Annotated in this window: 15 protein-coding genes, 1 pseudogene and 1 riboswitch; of the genes and pseudogenes, 8 read left to right on the top strand and 8 right to left on the bottom strand. The window is 55.8% G+C overall.

The window, feature by feature from the left end:
* The first annotated feature begins 214 nt into the window (after positions 1–214).
* From queA to BG910_RS03235, 3 genes are all read left to right on the top strand, one after another.
* Entirely contained in the window at positions 215–1,243 is a 1,029-nt protein-coding gene (queA, locus tag BG910_RS03250) for a tRNA preQ1(34) S-adenosylmethionine ribosyltransferase-isomerase QueA (protein WP_089037114.1), read from the top strand.
* 751 nt (positions 1,244–1,994) lie between these two features.
* Positions 1,995–4,337 (top strand): M10 family metallopeptidase C-terminal domain-containing protein, encoded by a 2,343-nt coding sequence (locus BG910_RS03240; protein WP_089035608.1) that lies wholly within the window; start codon positions 1,995–1,997, stop codon positions 4,335–4,337.
* Positions 4,338–4,539: 202 nt separating this feature from the next.
* A complete protein-coding gene (locus BG910_RS03235) occupies positions 4,540–5,010 on the top strand; it encodes a DUF2846 domain-containing protein (protein WP_089035607.1) in 471 nt (156 codons plus the stop codon).
* A gap of 79 nt (positions 5,011–5,089) precedes the next feature.
* On the opposite strand, the gene BG910_RS13140 is transcribed toward BG910_RS03235, so the two are convergent.
* Positions 5,090–5,575, bottom strand: coding sequence for a hypothetical protein (locus tag BG910_RS13140; RefSeq protein ID WP_089035606.1), 486 nt, complete (start codon positions 5,573–5,575; stop codon positions 5,090–5,092).
* A gap of 395 nt (positions 5,576–5,970) precedes the next feature.
* A complete protein-coding gene (locus BG910_RS03225; RefSeq protein ID WP_089035605.1) occupies positions 5,971–6,270 on the bottom strand; it encodes a DUF2288 domain-containing protein in 300 nt (99 codons plus the stop codon).
* Positions 6,271–6,346: 76 nt separating this feature from the next.
* A riboswitch (TPP riboswitch) is annotated at positions 6,347–6,442 on the bottom strand.
* A gap of 255 nt (positions 6,443–6,697) precedes the next feature.
* Here BG910_RS03225 and BG910_RS03215 point away from each other — a divergent pair.
* Both BG910_RS03215 and BG910_RS03210 read left to right on the top strand, forming a co-directional pair.
* Entirely contained in the window at positions 6,698–7,423 is a 726-nt protein-coding gene (locus tag BG910_RS03215; protein WP_198344822.1) for a metal ABC transporter ATP-binding protein, read from the top strand.
* Positions 7,424–7,692: 269 nt separating this feature from the next.
* Positions 7,693–8,568, top strand: a complete 876-nt coding sequence (locus BG910_RS03210) for a metal ABC transporter permease (RefSeq protein WP_089035603.1) — start codon at positions 7,693–7,695, stop codon at positions 8,566–8,568.
* A 69-nt stretch (positions 8,569–8,637) separates the two neighbouring features.
* Here BG910_RS03210 and BG910_RS03205 read toward each other — a convergent pair whose 3' ends face one another.
* The 5 genes and pseudogenes from BG910_RS03205 to BG910_RS03185 form a co-directional block, all read right to left on the bottom strand.
* Positions 8,638–9,351: a GntR family transcriptional regulator gene (locus BG910_RS03205; protein ID WP_089035602.1), complete on the bottom strand. Its 714-nt coding sequence runs from the start codon at positions 9,349–9,351 to the stop codon at positions 8,638–8,640.
* A 271-nt stretch (positions 9,352–9,622) separates the two neighbouring features.
* Positions 9,623–10,039, bottom strand: a complete 417-nt coding sequence (locus BG910_RS03200; protein ID WP_089035601.1) for an OsmC family protein — start codon at positions 10,037–10,039, stop codon at positions 9,623–9,625.
* Positions 10,040–10,172: 133 nt separating this feature from the next.
* A pseudogene (locus BG910_RS03195) lies at positions 10,173–10,457 on the bottom strand (citrate/2-methylcitrate synthase); the annotation flags it as partial.
* Between the two features lies 1 nt (position 10,458).
* Positions 10,459–10,656, bottom strand: a complete 198-nt coding sequence (locus BG910_RS13135) for a hypothetical protein (RefSeq protein WP_408633779.1) — start codon at positions 10,654–10,656, stop codon at positions 10,459–10,461.
* Between the two features lie 499 nt (positions 10,657–11,155).
* Entirely contained in the window at positions 11,156–12,475 is a 1,320-nt protein-coding gene (locus tag BG910_RS03185; protein ID WP_089035599.1) for an NCS2 family permease, read from the bottom strand.
* Between the two features lie 195 nt (positions 12,476–12,670).
* On the opposite strand from BG910_RS03185, the gene BG910_RS03180 reads away from it, so the two are divergent.
* On the top strand, positions 12,671–13,603 hold the full coding sequence (locus BG910_RS03180) for an AEC family transporter (RefSeq protein WP_089035598.1): 933 nt from the start codon (positions 12,671–12,673) through the stop codon (positions 13,601–13,603).
* A gap of 118 nt (positions 13,604–13,721) precedes the next feature.
* On the opposite strand, the gene BG910_RS03175 is transcribed toward BG910_RS03180, so the two are convergent.
* Positions 13,722–15,257: a helicase HerA-like domain-containing protein gene (locus BG910_RS03175; protein ID WP_089035597.1), complete on the bottom strand. Its 1,536-nt coding sequence runs from the start codon at positions 15,255–15,257 to the stop codon at positions 13,722–13,724.
* A 444-nt stretch (positions 15,258–15,701) separates the two neighbouring features.
* Here BG910_RS03175 and BG910_RS03170 point away from each other — a divergent pair, with 444 nt between their 5' ends.
* Together BG910_RS03170 and pheA are read left to right on the top strand one after the other, a co-directional pair.
* Positions 15,702–16,931 (top strand): multidrug effflux MFS transporter, encoded by a 1,230-nt coding sequence (locus BG910_RS03170; protein ID WP_089035596.1) that lies wholly within the window; start codon positions 15,702–15,704, stop codon positions 16,929–16,931.
* Positions 16,932–16,976: 45 nt separating this feature from the next.
* Complete coding sequence (pheA, locus tag BG910_RS03165; protein ID WP_232462226.1) at positions 16,977–18,104, top strand: prephenate dehydratase; 1,128 nt, start codon at positions 16,977–16,979, stop codon at positions 18,102–18,104.
* Position 18,105 lies beyond the last annotated feature (1 nt).

The raw sequence follows: 18,105 nt of genomic DNA, 5'->3' as shown, positions 1-18,105 counted from the left end.
TATTTTCCCGAAGTTGTTTGTAAATGTCCAGCAAAATATCCGAAGTTGTCGGCATTTTTCAATAAAACGCGCAAACGGCGTTCCGCTTTGCCGGACAAGAGCATCTATTCTAATCCTTTGCTTTTGCGGGGGAATGCGACCGTCTGAACGCAAATTTCGAGGCATCGGAAAGATGCGTATAATAACGGCGTTTTTCAAAAAAATTACTAAAGTTATGGATATTTCCGATTTCGATTTCGCCCTGCCCGAAGCGCTGATTGCGCAACACCCGCCCGAAACACGCGGCAGCAGCCGCCTGTTGGTCGCGCTGCCCGATTCGCCGCTGCAAGACGCGCAGTTTGCCGATTTGCCCGATTACGTCGAAGCGGGCGATGTTTTGGTATTTAACAATACCAAAGTGATGAAAGCGCGGCTGTTCGGCCAAAAAGAAAGCGGCGGCAGAATCGAAGCCCTGATCGAGCGGGTATTGGACGAACACACCGCGCTCGCCCACATCCGCGCCTCGAAATCGCCGAAAGCCGGCACCGTATTGCTGTTTGAAGGCGGCATCCGCGCCGTCATGACCGAGCGCGCGGGCGAACTCTTTACCCTGAGTTTCGACGACAGCCGCAGCGTTTACGAAATCCTCGAGCAAAACGGCAAACTGCCGCTGCCGCCCTATATCGAACGCGCCGCCGACGACAAAGACGACAGCCGCTACCAAACCGTTTACGCCAAACATCAGGGCGCCGTTGCCGCCCCGACCGCCGGCCTGCATTTTACCGGCACGCTGCTGGACAAACTGCGTGCCAAAGGCGCTCTCACCGCCGAAGTGACCCTGCACGTCGGTGCAGGCACGTTCCAACCCGTGCGCGTCGAAAACATCGCCGAACACAAAATGCACAGCGAATGGTTTGACGTCCCCGCCGAAACCGTTGCCCTGATTGAAGCCGCCAAAGCGCGCGGCAGCAAAATTTGGGCAGTCGGCACCACCTCCGTGCGCGCCCTCGAATCCGCCGCCCGCGAAGCAGGCCGTCTGAAAGCAGGGCGCGGCGACACCGATATCTTCATCACCCCCGGCTACCGCTTCAACGTCGCCGACCGCCTGATTACCAACTTCCACCTGCCCAAATCCACGCTCCTGATGCTCGTCAGCGCCTTTTCCGGCATGGAGCACATCCGCAGCGTTTACCGCCACGCAGTCGCGCAGGAATACCGCTTTTTCAGTTACGGCGATGCAATGCTGCTAGGGCGGAAGGAGTAGGTTTTCAGGCGGCATAAGCGGGCATCAAGCCCCTGAAAACCCTTTAAGCGCAACCCGCAAGGGCGGGGTTCGCAGCATAGGTATCCGCACAATTCAAAGCAGATTAGGGTGTAGGTCGGGCACTTTTGCCCGACAATCTGTCGAAATCTCCACACCACCTTAAATTTCCAGCGTCGGGTAAAAACGCCCGGCCTACCTTTTGCCACACCTGCCGTCAAAACATTCAGACGCCCTTTCAAAACTCATTTGTATGATGCTTTTTAAAAACCGCTAATCCATACAGGTGCTTAAATCCGTTTTCAGACAGCATTTTTACAATACTTTGGAATATATAGAATATCCCCTCTACTAAAGTTTCAATCCGCATCTTGATTTGTTTGTTCTTTATGTTAAATTACCTACTATTGCTTTTATTATTGAAACTTTAAAAAAATGAAAAATCAAAACGTCCAACCAACCAACCAACCAACCAACCAACCAACCAACCAACCAACCAACCAACCAACTGACGGCTGATGCAGCCGCGCAGCCCGAAATCCTTGCCGCAGCGCCTGCGGCCGAATCCCTCCCCGCAGAAACGCCCGTCGAACCCCTCTCCTCACGCGTACCCGCGCCGCAGACATCCCCGTCCGGATACGTTCCCGCCGTTCAAACCGAAGCTGCGCTGGAAGAAACCGTCCGCCAAGTTCAAGCCGAAGAAATTACCGAAACCGCTCCCAGCTACCGCCCGCTGAAAATCGCCGGCGGCCTCTTGGCGCTCGGCATCCCGCTGGCGTTTGCCGGTGGAGGCGGAAATTCAGACGGCAATCCGCCTGATTCAGACAGCAATGCCGGCAACAACGCCGCCGGCAATTCCCAAAGCGGCGCCGCACAAAACACCCCGTCAGCCGAAACGCCGCAAACCAGCGATGCAACGGCGGCGGACGGAGCCCAAATACCCGCACCCGAACAGCCCGAAATCCACACCACCCGTATTCTCTACAAAGACGGCATCATCGTCACCCGCAGCGCCGAAGCAGGCCGAGAATTGGATTTGTCGGTGCTGGAATACCGTGAGGCGGGTGTCAGGCCGTCTGAAAAGAATGAGATTATCCGCAATAAGCCGTCAGATGAATCAATTGCTTACTTAAACGGTTTTGTCAGCACGCATGTCGATTCATCAAAAGATAATCTTCAAGCCTCGTATAAGGCAGATACCGACGGCGACGGCCTGATTGACAGCAAAGACCGCTATCCGGATATGTGGAACGTTTCCGACCGCGATTTGCGGATGTTTTCCACGCTGGCTTATGCCACAGAAGGCAAAACTGCCATGCAGCAGGCTTTTGATGGCGTGGGCAGCATCGAAATTGATTCTGTCAAAGCAGATCTAAACGGTCAGGTGGACATCAGCGAATACCAAGGCCATTGGGATGTTTTATCAGTTGTCAGCAAAGGTGAGTTTTTCGGCAGCGGTTTGGATTACACCATATTCGGCAACGGCAAAAAAGCCGACGGCTCTTACCAAAATATCGTGGTGGCCTTCCGTGGCACAAAAGGCTTGCAGGATGCGACTGCCGGATTGAAGCTGGCTCAAGGCAATACGCCGACCCAAGCCAAGCAGATGGATGAAATTATTAGCACGCTGGAACAATACAATCCCGACCATGTTTATTCGACAGGGCATTCTTTGGGCGGCTATCTGGCTCAGTATTTTGCCACCTATACGGTGCAAAATTCCCAGTTTAAAGACGAATTTGTCCGCAGCGTGTTATTCAACACGGCCAAAATCATTACCGACGGCAGTCCGACTCCGGATTTAGTGGCGGCTGCGGCGCGTTCCGAACAGTTTGCACAAGAACGGATTTACGATGCACGTTTTACCAACCAATCGGGTGTTACCTATAAAACCAATTCTTATGTGATTGAAGGCGAATGGTTAAGCAGCGGCGATGTTCCGACTACATATCAGACGGGTGCTGCGGTGGCAGCTACTGCCGCAACCGCAGCTAAAGGAGCTGCAACAGGCGGATTCTTGGCTCTCGTAGGAGGTCTGGTTGCAACTATCGCAACAGGTGGTGCGGCTGCGCCTTTGATATTGGCGGGAGCAAAAGCAGGCGCGGCGGTAGGCGGAACAATCGGCGGAGCTCAGGGCGCCGGAACAGTTTTAGGCTTTGATGGCTTGGGAACCTATAAAAACACTATCTTCCTGAAAAATACCGCCGCAAATAAAGACGGTTGGGACAAACACGCATTGGCCAATTTCTACGAAACCAGTACCGAAGTCCAAAAATATTTCAGTCAAGGCTACCGTGTGGATAAAAATCAAAAAGCTGCATACGAAGCACAGGACTTTGACCGTGATGGGTTGAACGACTATGACGAATTACGCATAGATACTTCCGCCTACACCAACGACACCGACGGCGACGGTTTTTCAGACGGCCTTGAAGCCAAACTCGGCTCAGACGGCACAAAAGCGGATGTTACACCTTACGCCACCGCCTCCCCGGCCGAGACCGCCGACTTGCGCCCGATAACCGCCGTCGTGCAGACCGAAGATTCAGACGGCAATGTCGTTTCCACTAAAGCCGTCGAGCTGACCGCCACGCAGGAAGCGGACGGTACGGTTGTGTACAGGCCGTCTGAAAATGCGGCGGAAACCTCCATCGATTTGGGTAAAGACAAATTCGACTGGAGCGCGTTTGGCAACCAAACCCACAACGGCGAAGCGGTATTGCTCGGTACGTCGGGCGACGAAACGCTCACAGGTTCAAGCGGCAGCGACCGCCTGCTCGGAAGTTTGGGCAGCGACACCGTAACCACGGGCGCAGGCCGCGATACCGTTGTGTTTAGTGCGGAGGACATCCGTGAAGGCAAAACCGACCGTATTACCGATTTCGACATCACGGAAGACCGCCTAGACCTCTCGGGCTTGCGCAGTCTGTTTGGCGATGCGGCGGACGGCTTCGATTGGGGCAGCGTATTCGGAGACCGAATCGTGTTCGACAATCAGGCGCATACCTTGGCCTACCGTGATGAGGCCGGCGTATCGACGGTGTTTGCGCAGTTCGACAACGGCGCGGAAATGACCGCCGTGCAGATTATCGGTTAGGCCGTCTGAAAAGTCCGACTGCCTGTCGAAACCGGATAACGGCGTAGGTCAGATTCCCGAATCCGACGTTTTCAGGATTGGCATTAAACGTCGGATATGGGTATCCGATCTACGGGGTTGTAAAGCTGTAAACCGGATTTGCATCCGATTTACATTTTATTGTGGGATTTCCCATATAAAATTTTAAACTGAAGGAAACAAAATGAATAAAACCCTAACCGCCGCCGCACTTTCCGCCGTACTCGCCCTTTCCGGTTGCGCCTCCGTCGCTCTTGCGCCGCAGGAAGCCTCAGCCGCAGCGAAAACCTTCAACCTGCCCGCCGAAGGCATGGCCGGGCTGTATGTGTATCGAGATAGTTTTGTCGGACAGGCACTCAAAAAAGATATTTGGGTGGACGGAAAATGTTTGGGTGAGTCTTCCAATAAAGTATTTTTCCGCACTGAAGTAGCGGGAGGTCAGTCTCATGAGATTGCCACTGAATCTGAGTTTTCGCCCAATAAGCTGACTATCGCTGCCGAAGCAGGCAAAAACTATTTTGTCCGTCAGTATATTAAGATGGGCGCATTCGTCGGTGGTGCACATGTGGAACTTGTTGATGAAGCGCAGGGCAAAGCAGCAGTTTCCAAACTGAATCTTGCTACGCAGGGAAATTGCAGCAAACCTGCTCAGTAAATAAACAGCGTAAGGCCGTCTGAAAATCCGGTTACAAACGTAGCCGGAATATTCAGACGGCCTTTGCGCATTTTCAATATTATTTGCCGCGTACGCCGGCCAGTTTCCTCACGATTACCGTCACCACAAACACCGCCGCCATCACCGGAAAGGTCATCCCCAGCGGTGTTTCGCCCGTCATCAAGTTCCGATAGAGCACAAAGCCTGCGAGCCACAGTACCAGCCCGACAAAATCAAACAGCTGCCGCGATACATCGTGTTTCAGCACAAAATAATCCGCAATCAAAACCGCCGCCATCGGCGCAAAAATCGAGCCGCTAACCGGCAGGAAATTCTCATACTGCGTTACCGGCAGCGCCGCCTGTTTCGCCGCCCCGTACCGAACGAACGGCACACCGTCTCCATCGCGCCCAGTCCCGTTTTCGCGCCAATCAAAACCGCCTGAACGCCATGCGCCCAGCCCGGCGGCGCGAAGAAGGTGCCGGTCAGAATTTCGGTTACGGAAACCGCCGCCAAACCGGATGAGGCCGTTGGCGGAAGTGGATAGGGGTTTTTGTGCGGACATGGGGTTCTCCTTTAGGAAGTTGGTTTTTTTTTTGTAGGTTTTCAGACGGCATTTAGGTGTTGTGTTTTGAAAAACAGTTGAGGCCGTCTGAAACAGGCCGTCTGAAAAATTTTCTAACGCGCGGTGGTTTGATCTGTAAATGTTCGGCCTGCTGCAATCTGCTCCCTCTCCCGCCGTAGCGGGGGAGGGCCGGGGTGGGGCAGCTCTCTTCCTGGAATGGTAAATTTTTCTGAAAACCTCGCAGGACGTACTTCTACGAAGCACCACCCTCTCCCATTGGGAGAGGGAATGGGTTTGTGAAACTTCGGGTGTTTCAGACGGCCTTCGGGCATTTGGCGTTTCCAATATTCCAAAACTTATTTCAAAACTTCAAAACACCCGCCAACCCCACCCGTTCAATCCCCTTCACAAGGCTGTACCAAAACCCACGGGGCGACGACGACGGCCCACATTTCGCGGTTGTCCGCCAGAAATTCGCGTGCCTGTGTTTCGGTGACGAGGCCGAATTTTCCGGCTTCCATCAGCGCGGAAAGGGCGGCAGTGTTGTCGTCGGCCATGTGTTTGGCGGTTTCGACCAAGTCCAAGTCGGGGGAAACGTACACGGCGGCGCCGCGGGCGAAGTGGATTTGCAGCTCCTGCCAGCGGATGCGGGCGGTTTCGGCGTTGAGTTTTTCGCTTAGAAGTGGGGCGGTCATGGTTATGCTCCTGCGGGTTGTTAGGCCGTCTGAAAAAGGGCAACCGCCTGTTTTCAGACGGCAGAAAACAGGCGGTTTCGATGATGCTGAAACTCCCCACGACAGGATTAACTGTATCGGGTGCAAAGGGTTTTTCTCAGCCGCGCCGCGCGCAGCACCCCTGTTTCTGTTGTAGCGGATTGTAGCAAAAGGGCAGGCCGTCTGAAAATAGGGCGGAATGCGTTTGCACGGAAAATGTTATACAATATCATCTTTTCTGCCAACCTTAAAACGGTTTTCAGACGGCCTTATCCGCCTGCGCGATGCCGTCTGAAACCTGAAAAAACGTCATGAATTCAATACTTCTCACCGGCCTTTTGCAACGCCTGCTGATTGCCTCCGCCGCCATTGCCGCGATTTGCGGCGTTTATTTTTGGGCGGTCGGCGCATGAGTATCCTTGTTGAAAACCTGACCGTCAGTTATCAGCGCCGACCCGCCGTCCATCACGTTTCCGCCGAGTTTTCAGACGGCAGTATGTGGGCGGTGTTCGGGCCGAACGGTGCGGGCAAGTCCACGCTGCTCAAGGCGGTGATGGGTTTGCAGAACGCCGATACCGGCCGCGTGTCGTGGCAGGGGCTGGCGCGCCGCGACATCGCCTATCTGCCGCAGCAGTCGGAAATCGACCGCAGCCAGCCGATGACCGTTTTCGAGCTGGCGGCGATGGGGCTGTGGTACGAAATCGGCTTTTTCGGGCGCGTCAATGCCGCCCGGCGCGCGCGCGTGTATGCCGCGCTGGAACGCGTGGAAATGCGCGATTTTGCCGAACGGCGGATTGCGCATCTGTCCAACGGCCAGTTTCAGCGCGTTTTGTTTGCGCGGATGCTGGCGCAAAACGCGAAATTTCTGCTGCTGGACGAGCCGTTCAACGCCGTCGATGCGCGCACGACTTACGCGCTGCTCGATGTTTTGCGCTGCTGCAACCAAGACGGGCAGGCCGTGATTGCGGTGTTGCACGATTACGAACAAGTGCGCGCCTATTTTCCGCAAACGCTGCTGCTGGCGCGCGAGAAAATCGCGGCGGGGGCGACGGAAAAGGTGTTGACGGACGGGTTTCTGCTTCAGGCCAATGCGGCGGTGCAGAAGCAGGAGTCGGCGGATTGGTGCGGGGTTTGAGGTTGTCGGGATGCTGTGGATTTCAGACGGCGTAGGTACGGTTAGCCGCCCGAAGGCGGCGTAACCGTACAAATCCGCTTTTTTCAGACGACATCAGCAGACATTTTCAAATCGCGTAGTGCGTACGGTTACGCCTTCGGGCGGCTAACCGTACCTACGATGCACATCTTTTTGATGATCTGGCCCGTCGCCATCGTGCAAATTATAAAACGACGTGCATTAACGCATCCGCCGTTTTCAGACGGCTTTCTCCATTTTTGAAAAACACTATGAATATCAATGAATTAATCCTTTTTCCGTTTGCCGAATTCGACTTTATGCGCTATGCGCTGGCGTCGGTTTTCTGCCTCGCGCTGAGTGCGGCGCCGGTGGGGGTATTTTTGGTGATGCGCCGCATGAGTTTGGTCGGCGATGCCTTGAGCCACGCGGTTTTGCCGGGGGCGGCGGTCGGTTATATATTTGCCGGTTTGAGCCTGCCGGCGATGAGCGCGGGCGGGTTTGCGGCGGGGCTGCTGATGGCGCTGCTGGCGGGCTTGGTGAGCCGTTTTACCTCGTTGAAGGAAGATGCGAATTTCGCCGCGTTTTATCTGACGAGTTTGGCGGTGGGCGTGGTTTTGGTGAGTAAAAACGGTGACAGCGTCGATTTGCTGCATCTGCTGTTCGGCTCGGTTTTGGCGGTGGACGTGCCCGCGTTGCAGTTGATTGCGGCAGCGGCGGCGGTAACGCTGCTGGTGTTGGCGGTGATTTACCGTCCGCTGGTTTTGGAAAGCATCGACCCGCTGTTTTTGCAGGCCGTCGGCGGACGAGGCGGGTTTTGGCACGTTGTGTTTCTGATTTTGGTGGTGATGAATCTGGTGGCGGGTTTTCAGGCGCTGGGGACGCTGATGTCGGTAGGGTTGATGATGCTGCCGGCGATTACGGCGCGGCTGTGGGCGAAAAGTCTGGGCGGATTGATGCTGCTGTCGGTCGCGCTGGCGCTGGTGTGCGGCTTTGCGGGATTGCTGTTTTCCTATCACGTCGAGATTCCGTCGGGGCCGGCGATTATTTTGTGCTGCGGGGTGTTGTATGCGCTGTCAGTGGTGTTCGGCCGAGAGGGCGGGCTGCTGGCGAAGTGGCTGCGGGGTCGGAAGCACAGGGTTGCTTGAGCGGGATAGAAAGGATAAAGGCCGTCTGAATATTTCAGACGGCCTTTCATCATACCTGATACCTGGCGGCTATTCCTTCAGACGGCTTTCCAAACGCTCGATACACGCGCCCAAATGTTTGCGCAAAATTTTCACCGCGCGGTTGCGGCGGCCGCTGACCAGCAGGTCGAGGATTTCGCGGTGTTCGGAATGGGTGGTGGTGTTGATCGGGCGTTTTTCGCGGCGTTTGGTGTCGAAAACCGCCACAATCAGCGACGAGCGGGCGCACAAAGTATTGATGATTTCAAACAAAACATTGTTATCGACCAAACGCGCCAATTCGACGTGAAACGCATTGGCCAGGCGGTTCCAGCCCACGCGGTCGCCCTTGCCCGAAGCCGCTGCTTCCTGTTCGGTCATGGCGTAAAGCGGCTTGAGGCGCTCGGCCAAATCGGGCATTTCGACGAGCAGGTCGATAATCATGGTTTCCATTTCGATGCGGGCGTTAAACACGTCCTGCATCTCTTTCATGTCGGGAACGTGGACAAACGCGCCGCGGTTGGGCTGCAAATCGACGATTTTATCGTGCGCCAGCAGCGACAGCGCGCCACGTACGGTATTGCGCGAGCAGACCATCCGGCGGCAGAGTTCGGATTCGGTGAGCTTGTTGCCGGGCAGTAAAACATGGTCGGTGATGCCGTCCAAAATAGACGCATAAACGCGGAACAGTTCGGCATCGTGGCGCTCTTCCAGAATGAGCGACGAGGTGGTCGGGGCGGCGGACAATCGGGTTTCGTTATTCATATGATGCTCGAATCAGCGGTTTCAGACGGCATGATTGTTTACAACAGGCCGTTAAATTGTTGACAATCCAAAACAAAGTCTGCACAATGCTTTTCCATAAACGCCAAGATATAAAGGCAAGATTAGAGAGAAAACAGCAGCTTGAAGCGGCAGACATATTCGCAATCGCAGCGCGAATATGTCTGCCTTTTCCGTTTGCGCACATTATAACCCGAGCGGCGTGTTTCCACCTGTTTTTCAGACGGCACAAGCCTGGGGCCGTCTGAAAAAATCACACTTCGGCAATTTCAAAACTGTGGCTGACTTTCGCCGCCTTGCCCAACATAATCGACGCCGAGCAGTATTTTTCCGCCGACATCTGCACCGCGCGCGCGATTGCGTTTTCCTGCAAATTACGGCCTATCACTTTGAAATGGATATGGATTTCGGTAAACACGCGCGGCGCTTTGTCGGCGCGCTTGGCCGTTACCGTGGCTTGGCAGTCGGCAATATCCTGACGCTGTTTTTCCGCAATCATTACCACATCGATGCTCGAGCAGCCCGCTACACCCAGCAGCAGCATTTCCATCGGGCTGGGGCCGCGCTTGGCCGCACCTTCCGCCGCCGCGCCTTCCATTACCACGCTGTGCCCGCCCTCGGTGGTGCCGACGAAACACATTCCGTCCAGCCATTTTGAAGTTACCTGCATGATTTTTCCTTCTTGAACATGAATGAAATCTGCCGGACATTGTAAACAATTTCAGACGGCAGATACAGGAAAAAGGCTGTCTGAAAATTTTTCAGACAGCCTCATCCCGAAAACAAGGCCGTCTGAAAACGGGTTAGTGCCCGCTCATGGGCACAAACGGCCGGTCGTCGGGGCCGGTGTAGTTTGCGCTCGGGCGGATGATTTTGCCGTCGTTGCGCTGTTCGATGACGTGGGCGCTCCAGCCGGTGGTGCGGGAAATCACAAAGGGCGGTGTGAACATGGCGGTGGGGAGGCGTTCGGCAATGTTGAAGATCAGCATTTCGTCGCCGGATTCCTGCGGAAGTTCGTGCGCGACTTCTTTAATCACGACGTTGCACGGGTCGGAAATGGTGTACACGGGGAGGCCGAAACCAGTGATATCAATACAGCATGATGCTGCCTAGGATGGAGATGAGTTTGTCGGCGATTTCGCGCGCTTCGCTCTCGGGCATGGTGTAGAAGCTGAGTGCGGATACGCCGGTGCGTATCACGTCCATCGGGTGGGTGGCAGCGGGCAGATGCTCATCCTGAAAAAAGTGTGCAGTTATCCCTTCTGCAACCAGCGGAACGCTGCGCAATCACTTTATTGCAATCACTCACACAGCCCCCGCGGCGCTGGAAAACAGATAAAAAACAGAAAATACAGAAAACGGTTCAAGCCGTTGGGAAGACTCGGGAAATCCGGAGGCCGTCTGAAAAGACGGCGGCAGATTGATGGAGAAATGCAAAAAGATAATGCTTTCTGGTCATGATGATGTTCCTTTGTAGAATGTAGTTTGATGTGGTTTTTGTTGGTTTTGAAAAAATCTCAGCGATAAATTTTGCCGTGTCAAACACTTTTTTCTGCTTGCCCGAAAACAAAATTCAGATAATTTCTTAATGAAATCAAATTGTTTTATTCAATAAGAAAGAATGAAACAGCCAAACGCCCGTCTGCCGCTGCTTTATGCAGGGCAACCGGCAGGCAAAGCAGAAAACATTGAATTTCAAACTTCTTTGAAAACAGGCGTTTGGTAATATAAAAGGCCGTCTGAAAGCGGCAAACTTTCAGACGGCCTGACTCATTTCAAGCAGCGTTTAGCCGCCCAAATACCAAAATTTGCCTGCCCACAACACGGCGACCACCCATACGATCGGCGGCACGTCTTTGCTGCGGTTACACAGAAGTTTGATCACGGCGTAGCTGATGAAGCCGATGGCGATGCCGTCTGCAATCGAGTAGGTAAACGGCATGAACACGATGGTCAGAAACGCGGGCGCGGCTTCGGTCATGTCGTCCCAGTCGATTTCTTTCGCGCTGCGCAGCATTTGCGTGCCGACGTAGAGTAGCGCGGGCGCGGTGGCGAAGGCGGGTACGCTCTGCGCCAGCGGAGAGAAGACCAGGCAGGCCAGCATCAAGACGCCGACGGTGACGGCGGTCAGCCCCGTGCGCCCGCCTGCGGATACGCCTGCGGCGCTTTCGACGTAAGGCGTGGTGGAAGAAGTGCCGAGCGCGGCGCCGGCGACGATGGCGGTGGAATCTGCCAAGAGCGCGCGTTTCAGGCGCGGCAGTTTGCCGTCGACCAGCAGGCCGGCGCGGTGGGAAACGCCGACCAGCGTGCCGGTCGAGTCGAAGAGGTCAACGAGGAAAAAGACGAAAATCACGCTGACCATGCTCACGGTAAACAGGCCGTCGAAATCCATCTGCATAAACGTCGGCGTAATGCTCGGCACGCTGCCGACGACGCCTTTAAACTCGCTCAAGCCCATCAGGCTGGAAACCGCGGTAATTACCAAAATCGTGATGATAATCGCCGCGCGGATGCGGAGATGGCCGAGTACCACCACCAATACAAATCCGCCCATCGCCAGTAAAACCTGCGGATTTTTCACGTCGCCCAAGCCGACCAGCGTCGCCGGATTATCGACAATCACGCCCGAGCCTTTGAGCGCAATCAGCGCGAGAAACAGCCCGATGCCCGCGGCAATCGACATTTTCAAGCCCATCGGCAGCGCGTTTACCAACATTTCGCGCACTTTAAACAGGCTGAACACGATAAAAATCAGGCCGGACACAAACACCGCGCCCAGCGCAACCTGCCAGGGCACGCCCATGCCTTTGACGACGGCAAACGTGAAATAGGCGTTCAAGCCCATGCCCGGCGCCAGCGCAATCGGGTAGTTGCCGACGAAACCCATCACAAAACAGCCGATGGCGGCGGCGATACAGGTGGCGACGAACACTGCCCCCGTATCCATGCCCGTCTGCCCCAAAACCAGCGGGTTGACGATGATGATGTAACACATGGTCAGGAAGGTGGTCAGCCCCGCCGTTATTTCCGTGCGCACGGTGGTGCCGCTTTCGCGCAAACCGAAGAGGCGCTCCAACAGGCCGTTGTTTGAATCAGAAGTAGTCATAGTGTTTTGAAGTTTGTTGAGAAAAATCAGGCGGGTATTATACTGAAATCGGTTTGGGCGGTGTTAATATTTGTGAACAGGCCGTCTGAAAGACAATTACGCCCGGCAAGCGGTTTTCAGACGGCCTTTTATCTTACCCCCTGCGGCGCCAAAAGCGTAAAATCCAGCCTGTTCCCCTAGCCAATAAAACCAAATATGGAAACCGCCTTACTTCTTGCCGGAAAAATTACCGAGCTGACGCTGATTGTTTTGATGGGTTTTGCGTTGGTGAAATTCAAGCTGCTCAAGTCCGAGCAGAGCTATCCGCTTTCCGTTATCGCGCTCTACCTCATCAGCCCGTCGGTGATGATTCATGCCTTCCAAACTGATTATTCGCCCGAAATCGCCGACGGGCTGTGGCTTTCGGTCAAGTTGGCGGTCGTGTTTCATATTTTGTTGATTTTACTCGGCAAACTCTCGAAAAAACTGTTCAAACTCGACCCGCTCGAGCAGGCGGCGACGGTTTATACCAATTCGGGCAATCTGATTATTCCGCTGGTGATGTCGGTGTTCGGCAAAGAATGGGTGATTTACACCAGCGGTTTTATCATCGTGCAGATGTTTCTGTTTTGGACGCACTTGCGCATCCTCATCAGCGGCAGCGGTAATCTTTCGTGGAAAACCATCGTTACCAACGTCAACATTCTCGCCATGCTCGTGGGTGTTGCGTTGTTTGTGTTCCAAATCAAACTGCCCGTCGCGCTGGACGGCGCACTCTCGACGGTCGGCGGCATGATCGGCCCCGTAGCCATGCTGGTGGCGGGGATGCTGATTGCGGCGCTGCCGCTGGAAGCGGTGGTAATGTCCAAACGCCTGTATCTGGTCGCGCTGCTGCGGCTGATTGTTATCCCGCTGTTTTTGCTGGTGTTTGTCAAACTCTCGGGCATCGCTTCGCAAGGCGGGCACAGCAATACGGTAACGCTGATCAGCTTCCTCGCCACCGTCAGCCCCGCCGCGGCAACGGTTACGCAGATGGCGGTGGTGTACGGGCAAAACGCACAGAAAGCCAGCGCGATTTACGGAATTACCACGCTGTTGTGCGTATTGACCATGCCGCTGATGATTTTGCTTTATCAGTGGGTGGTTTGAAGAACCGGTCGTCTGAAAATTCTTCGATCGTACGTCGGATACAGGTATCCGACCCACGCTCCATAAAAACCGAAAGGCCGTCTGAAACATTCAGACGGCCTTTAACCTTACCCCAAGCCTACTTCAGCATATTTTTAATCACACCCATAATGCTGCGGGAAATGGCGTTGGTAACCTGGCGGTTGATTTGGCTGCCGATGGAATCGGCGACGTTGTAGCCCAAGCCTTGGCCCGATTTTTTGCGGCCGCCGGTAAGGCCGCCGATAAAACCGTCGAGCAAGCCCGGTTTGCCGGCTTCTTTTTCGGCCTGTTTGGCACCGGCTGCGTCGGCTTTGGCCTGTTCTTTGGCGGCGGCTTCGGTTTCTTTGGCCGCGGCCTGTCGGCTTTCTGCTTCGGCCAGCGCTTCAAAGGCCGAGTAGTTGTCGATGATGTCTTTGTAGGTCGGATACAGGTCGTCGCTTTGGAACTTGGCGTTGCGGGCTTCTTCGGCCAGCGGGGTCAGGTCGGATTGCGGCGGCAACACCAGCGCGCGTTCGACCGGTGTCGGCATCCCTTTTTCGTCGAGGAACGACACCAGCGCCTCGCCCACGCCCAATTCGGCGATGGCTTCGGCCACGTTGATATCCGGATTGCTGCGGAACGTTTCGGCGGCGGCACGCACGGCTTTCTGGTCGCGGGGCGTGAACGCGCGCAGGGCGTGCTGCACGCGGTTGCCCAATTGGCCGAGAATGGTATCGGGCAAGTCGAGCGGGTTTTGGGTTACGAAATACACGCCCACGCCTTTGGAACGGATCAGGCGCACGACTTGCTCGACCTGCTCGACCAGTGCGGTGGCGGCGTTGTCGAACATCAGATGCGCTTCGTCGAAGAACATCACGAATTTCGGTTTTTCCAAATCGCCGACTTCGGGCAGCATTTCAAAAAGTTCGGCCAGCATCCACAGCAAAAATGCGCTGTACATCCGCGGGCTGCGCATCAGTTTTTCCGAATTTAATACATTAATCACGCCTTTGCCGCCCTCGGTCTGCATCCAGTCTTGCAGATTGAGCGCCGGTTCGCCGAAGAAGCGGTTTGCGCCTTCGTTTTCCAGCGTTAAAAGCTGGCGTTGGATGGCGCCCACGCTGGCGGCGGAAACATTGCCGTATTGCGTGCGGTATTCCGCCGCATTGTCGGAAACGTGTTTGAGCATACCGCGCAGGTCTTTCAAATCCAGAATGTGCCAGCCGCGGTCGTCGGCGACTTTGAACACCAGATTCAGCAGACCTTCCTGCGTATCGTTCAGATTCATCAGGCGCGCTAACAGCATCGGCCCCATTTCCGAAACGGTCACGCGCACGGGGATACCCGTTTCGCCGAACACATCCCAAAAGCGCACGGGAAAACCCTGCAACCAGCCCCCGCCCAATTCAAACTCGGCGATGCGCTCGCCCACTTTGCCGCTGTCGGCACCCGCATTGCAGATACCCGACAAATCACCCTTTACGTCCACCAGAAACACGGGCACGCCCTCGTTGCTGAACGCCTCGGCCATGCGGCGCAGGGTGACGGTTTTGCCCGTACCCGTCGCACCTGCGATCAGGCCGTGGCGGTTGGCCATTTTGCCCTGAACTTCCAAAGTTGCACCGCCCGCGCGGGCGATGGGGAATGCGGTCATGGGGTTTCCTTTCTGAAGTCTGAGTTGTGTGAAAGCGTTTATTTTCTGATGAAACAGGCGTTTGCGCAATGGGCGCGCGGGCGGCGGGCGGATTTTTTATTGATTTGTGCCGACGGGATTTTCAGACGGCCCAGACGGCTTTGAGGCCGTCTGAAAAAAGAGGCGTATAATCTGCGGCTGTTTTGGTTTTTTGGGGCGGGTAACGGCGGAAGCAGGCCGTCTGAAATATTCGTTCAAACTTAACCAAGCCCTCTCCCTAACCCTCTCCCGCAGGAGGGAACGCATGGCCGGAACACCGAAATTTTCAGACGGCATCCAACCGAAGTTTGGAACAGCAAGCCGTTGTTTCAGACGGCCTCACAACCATCTAATGCCGTCTGAAAACCAAACCTCCCCCGGAAACCCGTCCTCCAAATCACTTCATCAATCCCCAAAATACAAACTATGAAACACCCCAACACCCTATCCGACAAACAAACCGCTGCGCTGATGGCGATGCTGGTGGCGCTGATGCCGTTTTCCATCGACGCCTATCTGCCCGCGATTCCCGAGATGGCGCAGAGCCTCGGTTCCAATATCCACCGCATCGAGCGGAGCCTGAGCCTGTTTATGTTCGGCGTCGCGTTCGGGCAGGTAACGGGCGGGGCGGTTTCGGATATTAAGGGGCGCAAACCCGTGGCGCTGGCGGGTTTAGGCGTGTACGCGCTCAGTTCGCTGGGGTTGGTGCTGACGGCAAACGCCGACCAGTTGCTGCTTTTGCGTGCGGTGCAGGCGTTTGGGGCGGGCATGTCGGTGGTGGTGGTCGGTGCACTGGTGCGCGATTATTACGACGGGCGGCAGGCGGCGCAGATGTTTGCGCTGATCGGGATTATCCTGATGGTTGCGCCGCTGCTGGCGCCGATGGCGGGCGCAGCGTTGCAGAGTTTGGGCGGCTGGCGGGCGGTGTTTGCGTTTCTGCTGGTTTACGCGCTGCTGCTGCTGTTTCTGGTCGGCCGCTTTCTGCCCAAACCCGCGCAGAGCGGCAAAATCGGCGTGGATGTGTTCGGCGTGGTCGCCGCCCGTTTCAAGCGGGTTTTGCAAACGCGCGGGGCGCTGGGTTATCTGTTTTTCCAAGCCTTCAGCTTCGGCTCGATGTTTGCTTTTCTGACCGAATCGTCATTTGTCTATATGAACCGCTACGGCGTCTCGCCGCACGGCTATGCGTGGATTTTTGCCTTAAACATCATCACGATGGCGACGTTCAACCGCGTTACCGCGTGGCGGCTGAAAACGGGCGCACACCCGCAGCACATTCTGCGCTGGGGGATTATCGTGCAGTTTGCCGCCAATCTTCTGCTGACCGCGCTGGTGTTGGCGTTCGTCCTGCCTCCTTTGTGGGCGCTGGTGCTTTGCGTGATGTTTTCCGTCGGCACGCAGGGCTTGGTCGGCGCCAACACGCAGGCGTGTTTTATGAATTATTTCAAACAGGACGGCGGCAGCGCCAACGCGGTGTTGGGCGTGTGCCAGTCGCTTATCGGCGCGGGCATGGGAATGCTGGTAACGTGGCTACACAACGGCTCGGTCCTGGTGATGGCGGGCATGATGCTGGCCTCGACCGTGTGCGGCATCGTTTTGCTGTGGACGTTTTCCCATCAGGCATGGCTGGAAAACGAGCGCGGTATGGAAGGCTTTTAGGCCGTCTGAAAAACCGCGCCGCCAAGCTTTCAGACGGCCCGTTTGATGTTAAAATCCCCCGCAACCAACCATCTCAAAAAGGGCTGTCCCATGGCGACGGACGAACAGTTGAAACCCCACCGCGACGCGATTGACGAAATCGACGCCGCCGTATTGCGCCTGCTCAACGAGCGCGCCAACCACGCACACGCCATCGGCGAACTCAAAGGCACGGGCACCGTGTACCGCCCCGAGCGCGAAGCCGCCGTGTTGCGTCGCATCCAAAGCCTCAACCAAGGCCCATTGCCCGACGAATCCGTCGCCCGCCTGTTCCGCGAAATCATGAGCGAATGTCTTGCCGTCGAACGCCCGCTTACCATCGCCTATCTCGGCCCGCAGGGCACATTCACCCAACAGGCCGCCGTCAAACACTTTGGCCACGCCGCCCACACCCGCCCCTGCACCACCGTTGACGACTGCTTCAAACTCGTCGAAACCCGTCAGGCCGACTACCTCGTCGCCCCCGTCGAAAATTCCACCGAAGGCTCCATCGGCCGCACCCTTGACCTGCTCGCCGTATCCGCACTCAAAGCCTGCGGCGAAGTCGTCGTCCGCGTTCATCACAACCTATTGCGCAAAAACAGCCACGAAATCAAAAGTATCACCAAAGTCTTCGCCCACGCCCAAGCGCTCGCCCAATGCAATGACTGGCTCGGCCGCAACCTGCCGCAGGCCGAGCGCATTCCCGTTTCCAGCAACGCCGAAGCCGCCCGCCTCGCCGCCGAATCCGAAGACCGCACCGTCGCCGCCATCGCCGGCATCACCGCCGCCGAAATCTACGGCCTCGACACCGCCGCCCAGTGCATCGAAGACGAGCCCAACAATACCACCCGTTTCCTCGTTTTGGGCCACCAAGACACCGACAGCACCGGCAACGACAAAACCTCGCTGGCCGTCTCCACCCCCAACCGCGCCGGCGCCGTGATGGGGCTGCTCCAGCCGTTTACCGACTTGGGCATCTCCATGACCAAATTCGAAAGCCGCCCGAGCAAATCCGCGCTGTGGGAATACCTGTTTTTCATCGACATCGAAGGCCACCAAAACGACGCCGTCGTCCAAGACGCCTTGAAACTGTTGGGCGAACGCGCCTCCTTCGTTAAAGTTATCGGCTCGTATCCGGCAGCGGTGTTGTGAG

The sequence above is a fragment of the Neisseria chenwenguii genome, from assembly GCF_002216145.1.
Lineage (GTDB): Bacteria > Pseudomonadota > Gammaproteobacteria > Burkholderiales > Neisseriaceae > Neisseria > Neisseria chenwenguii.
The sequence above is the reverse complement of the archived record's forward strand: the minus strand, read 5'-3'. Positions and strand labels throughout refer to the sequence as shown.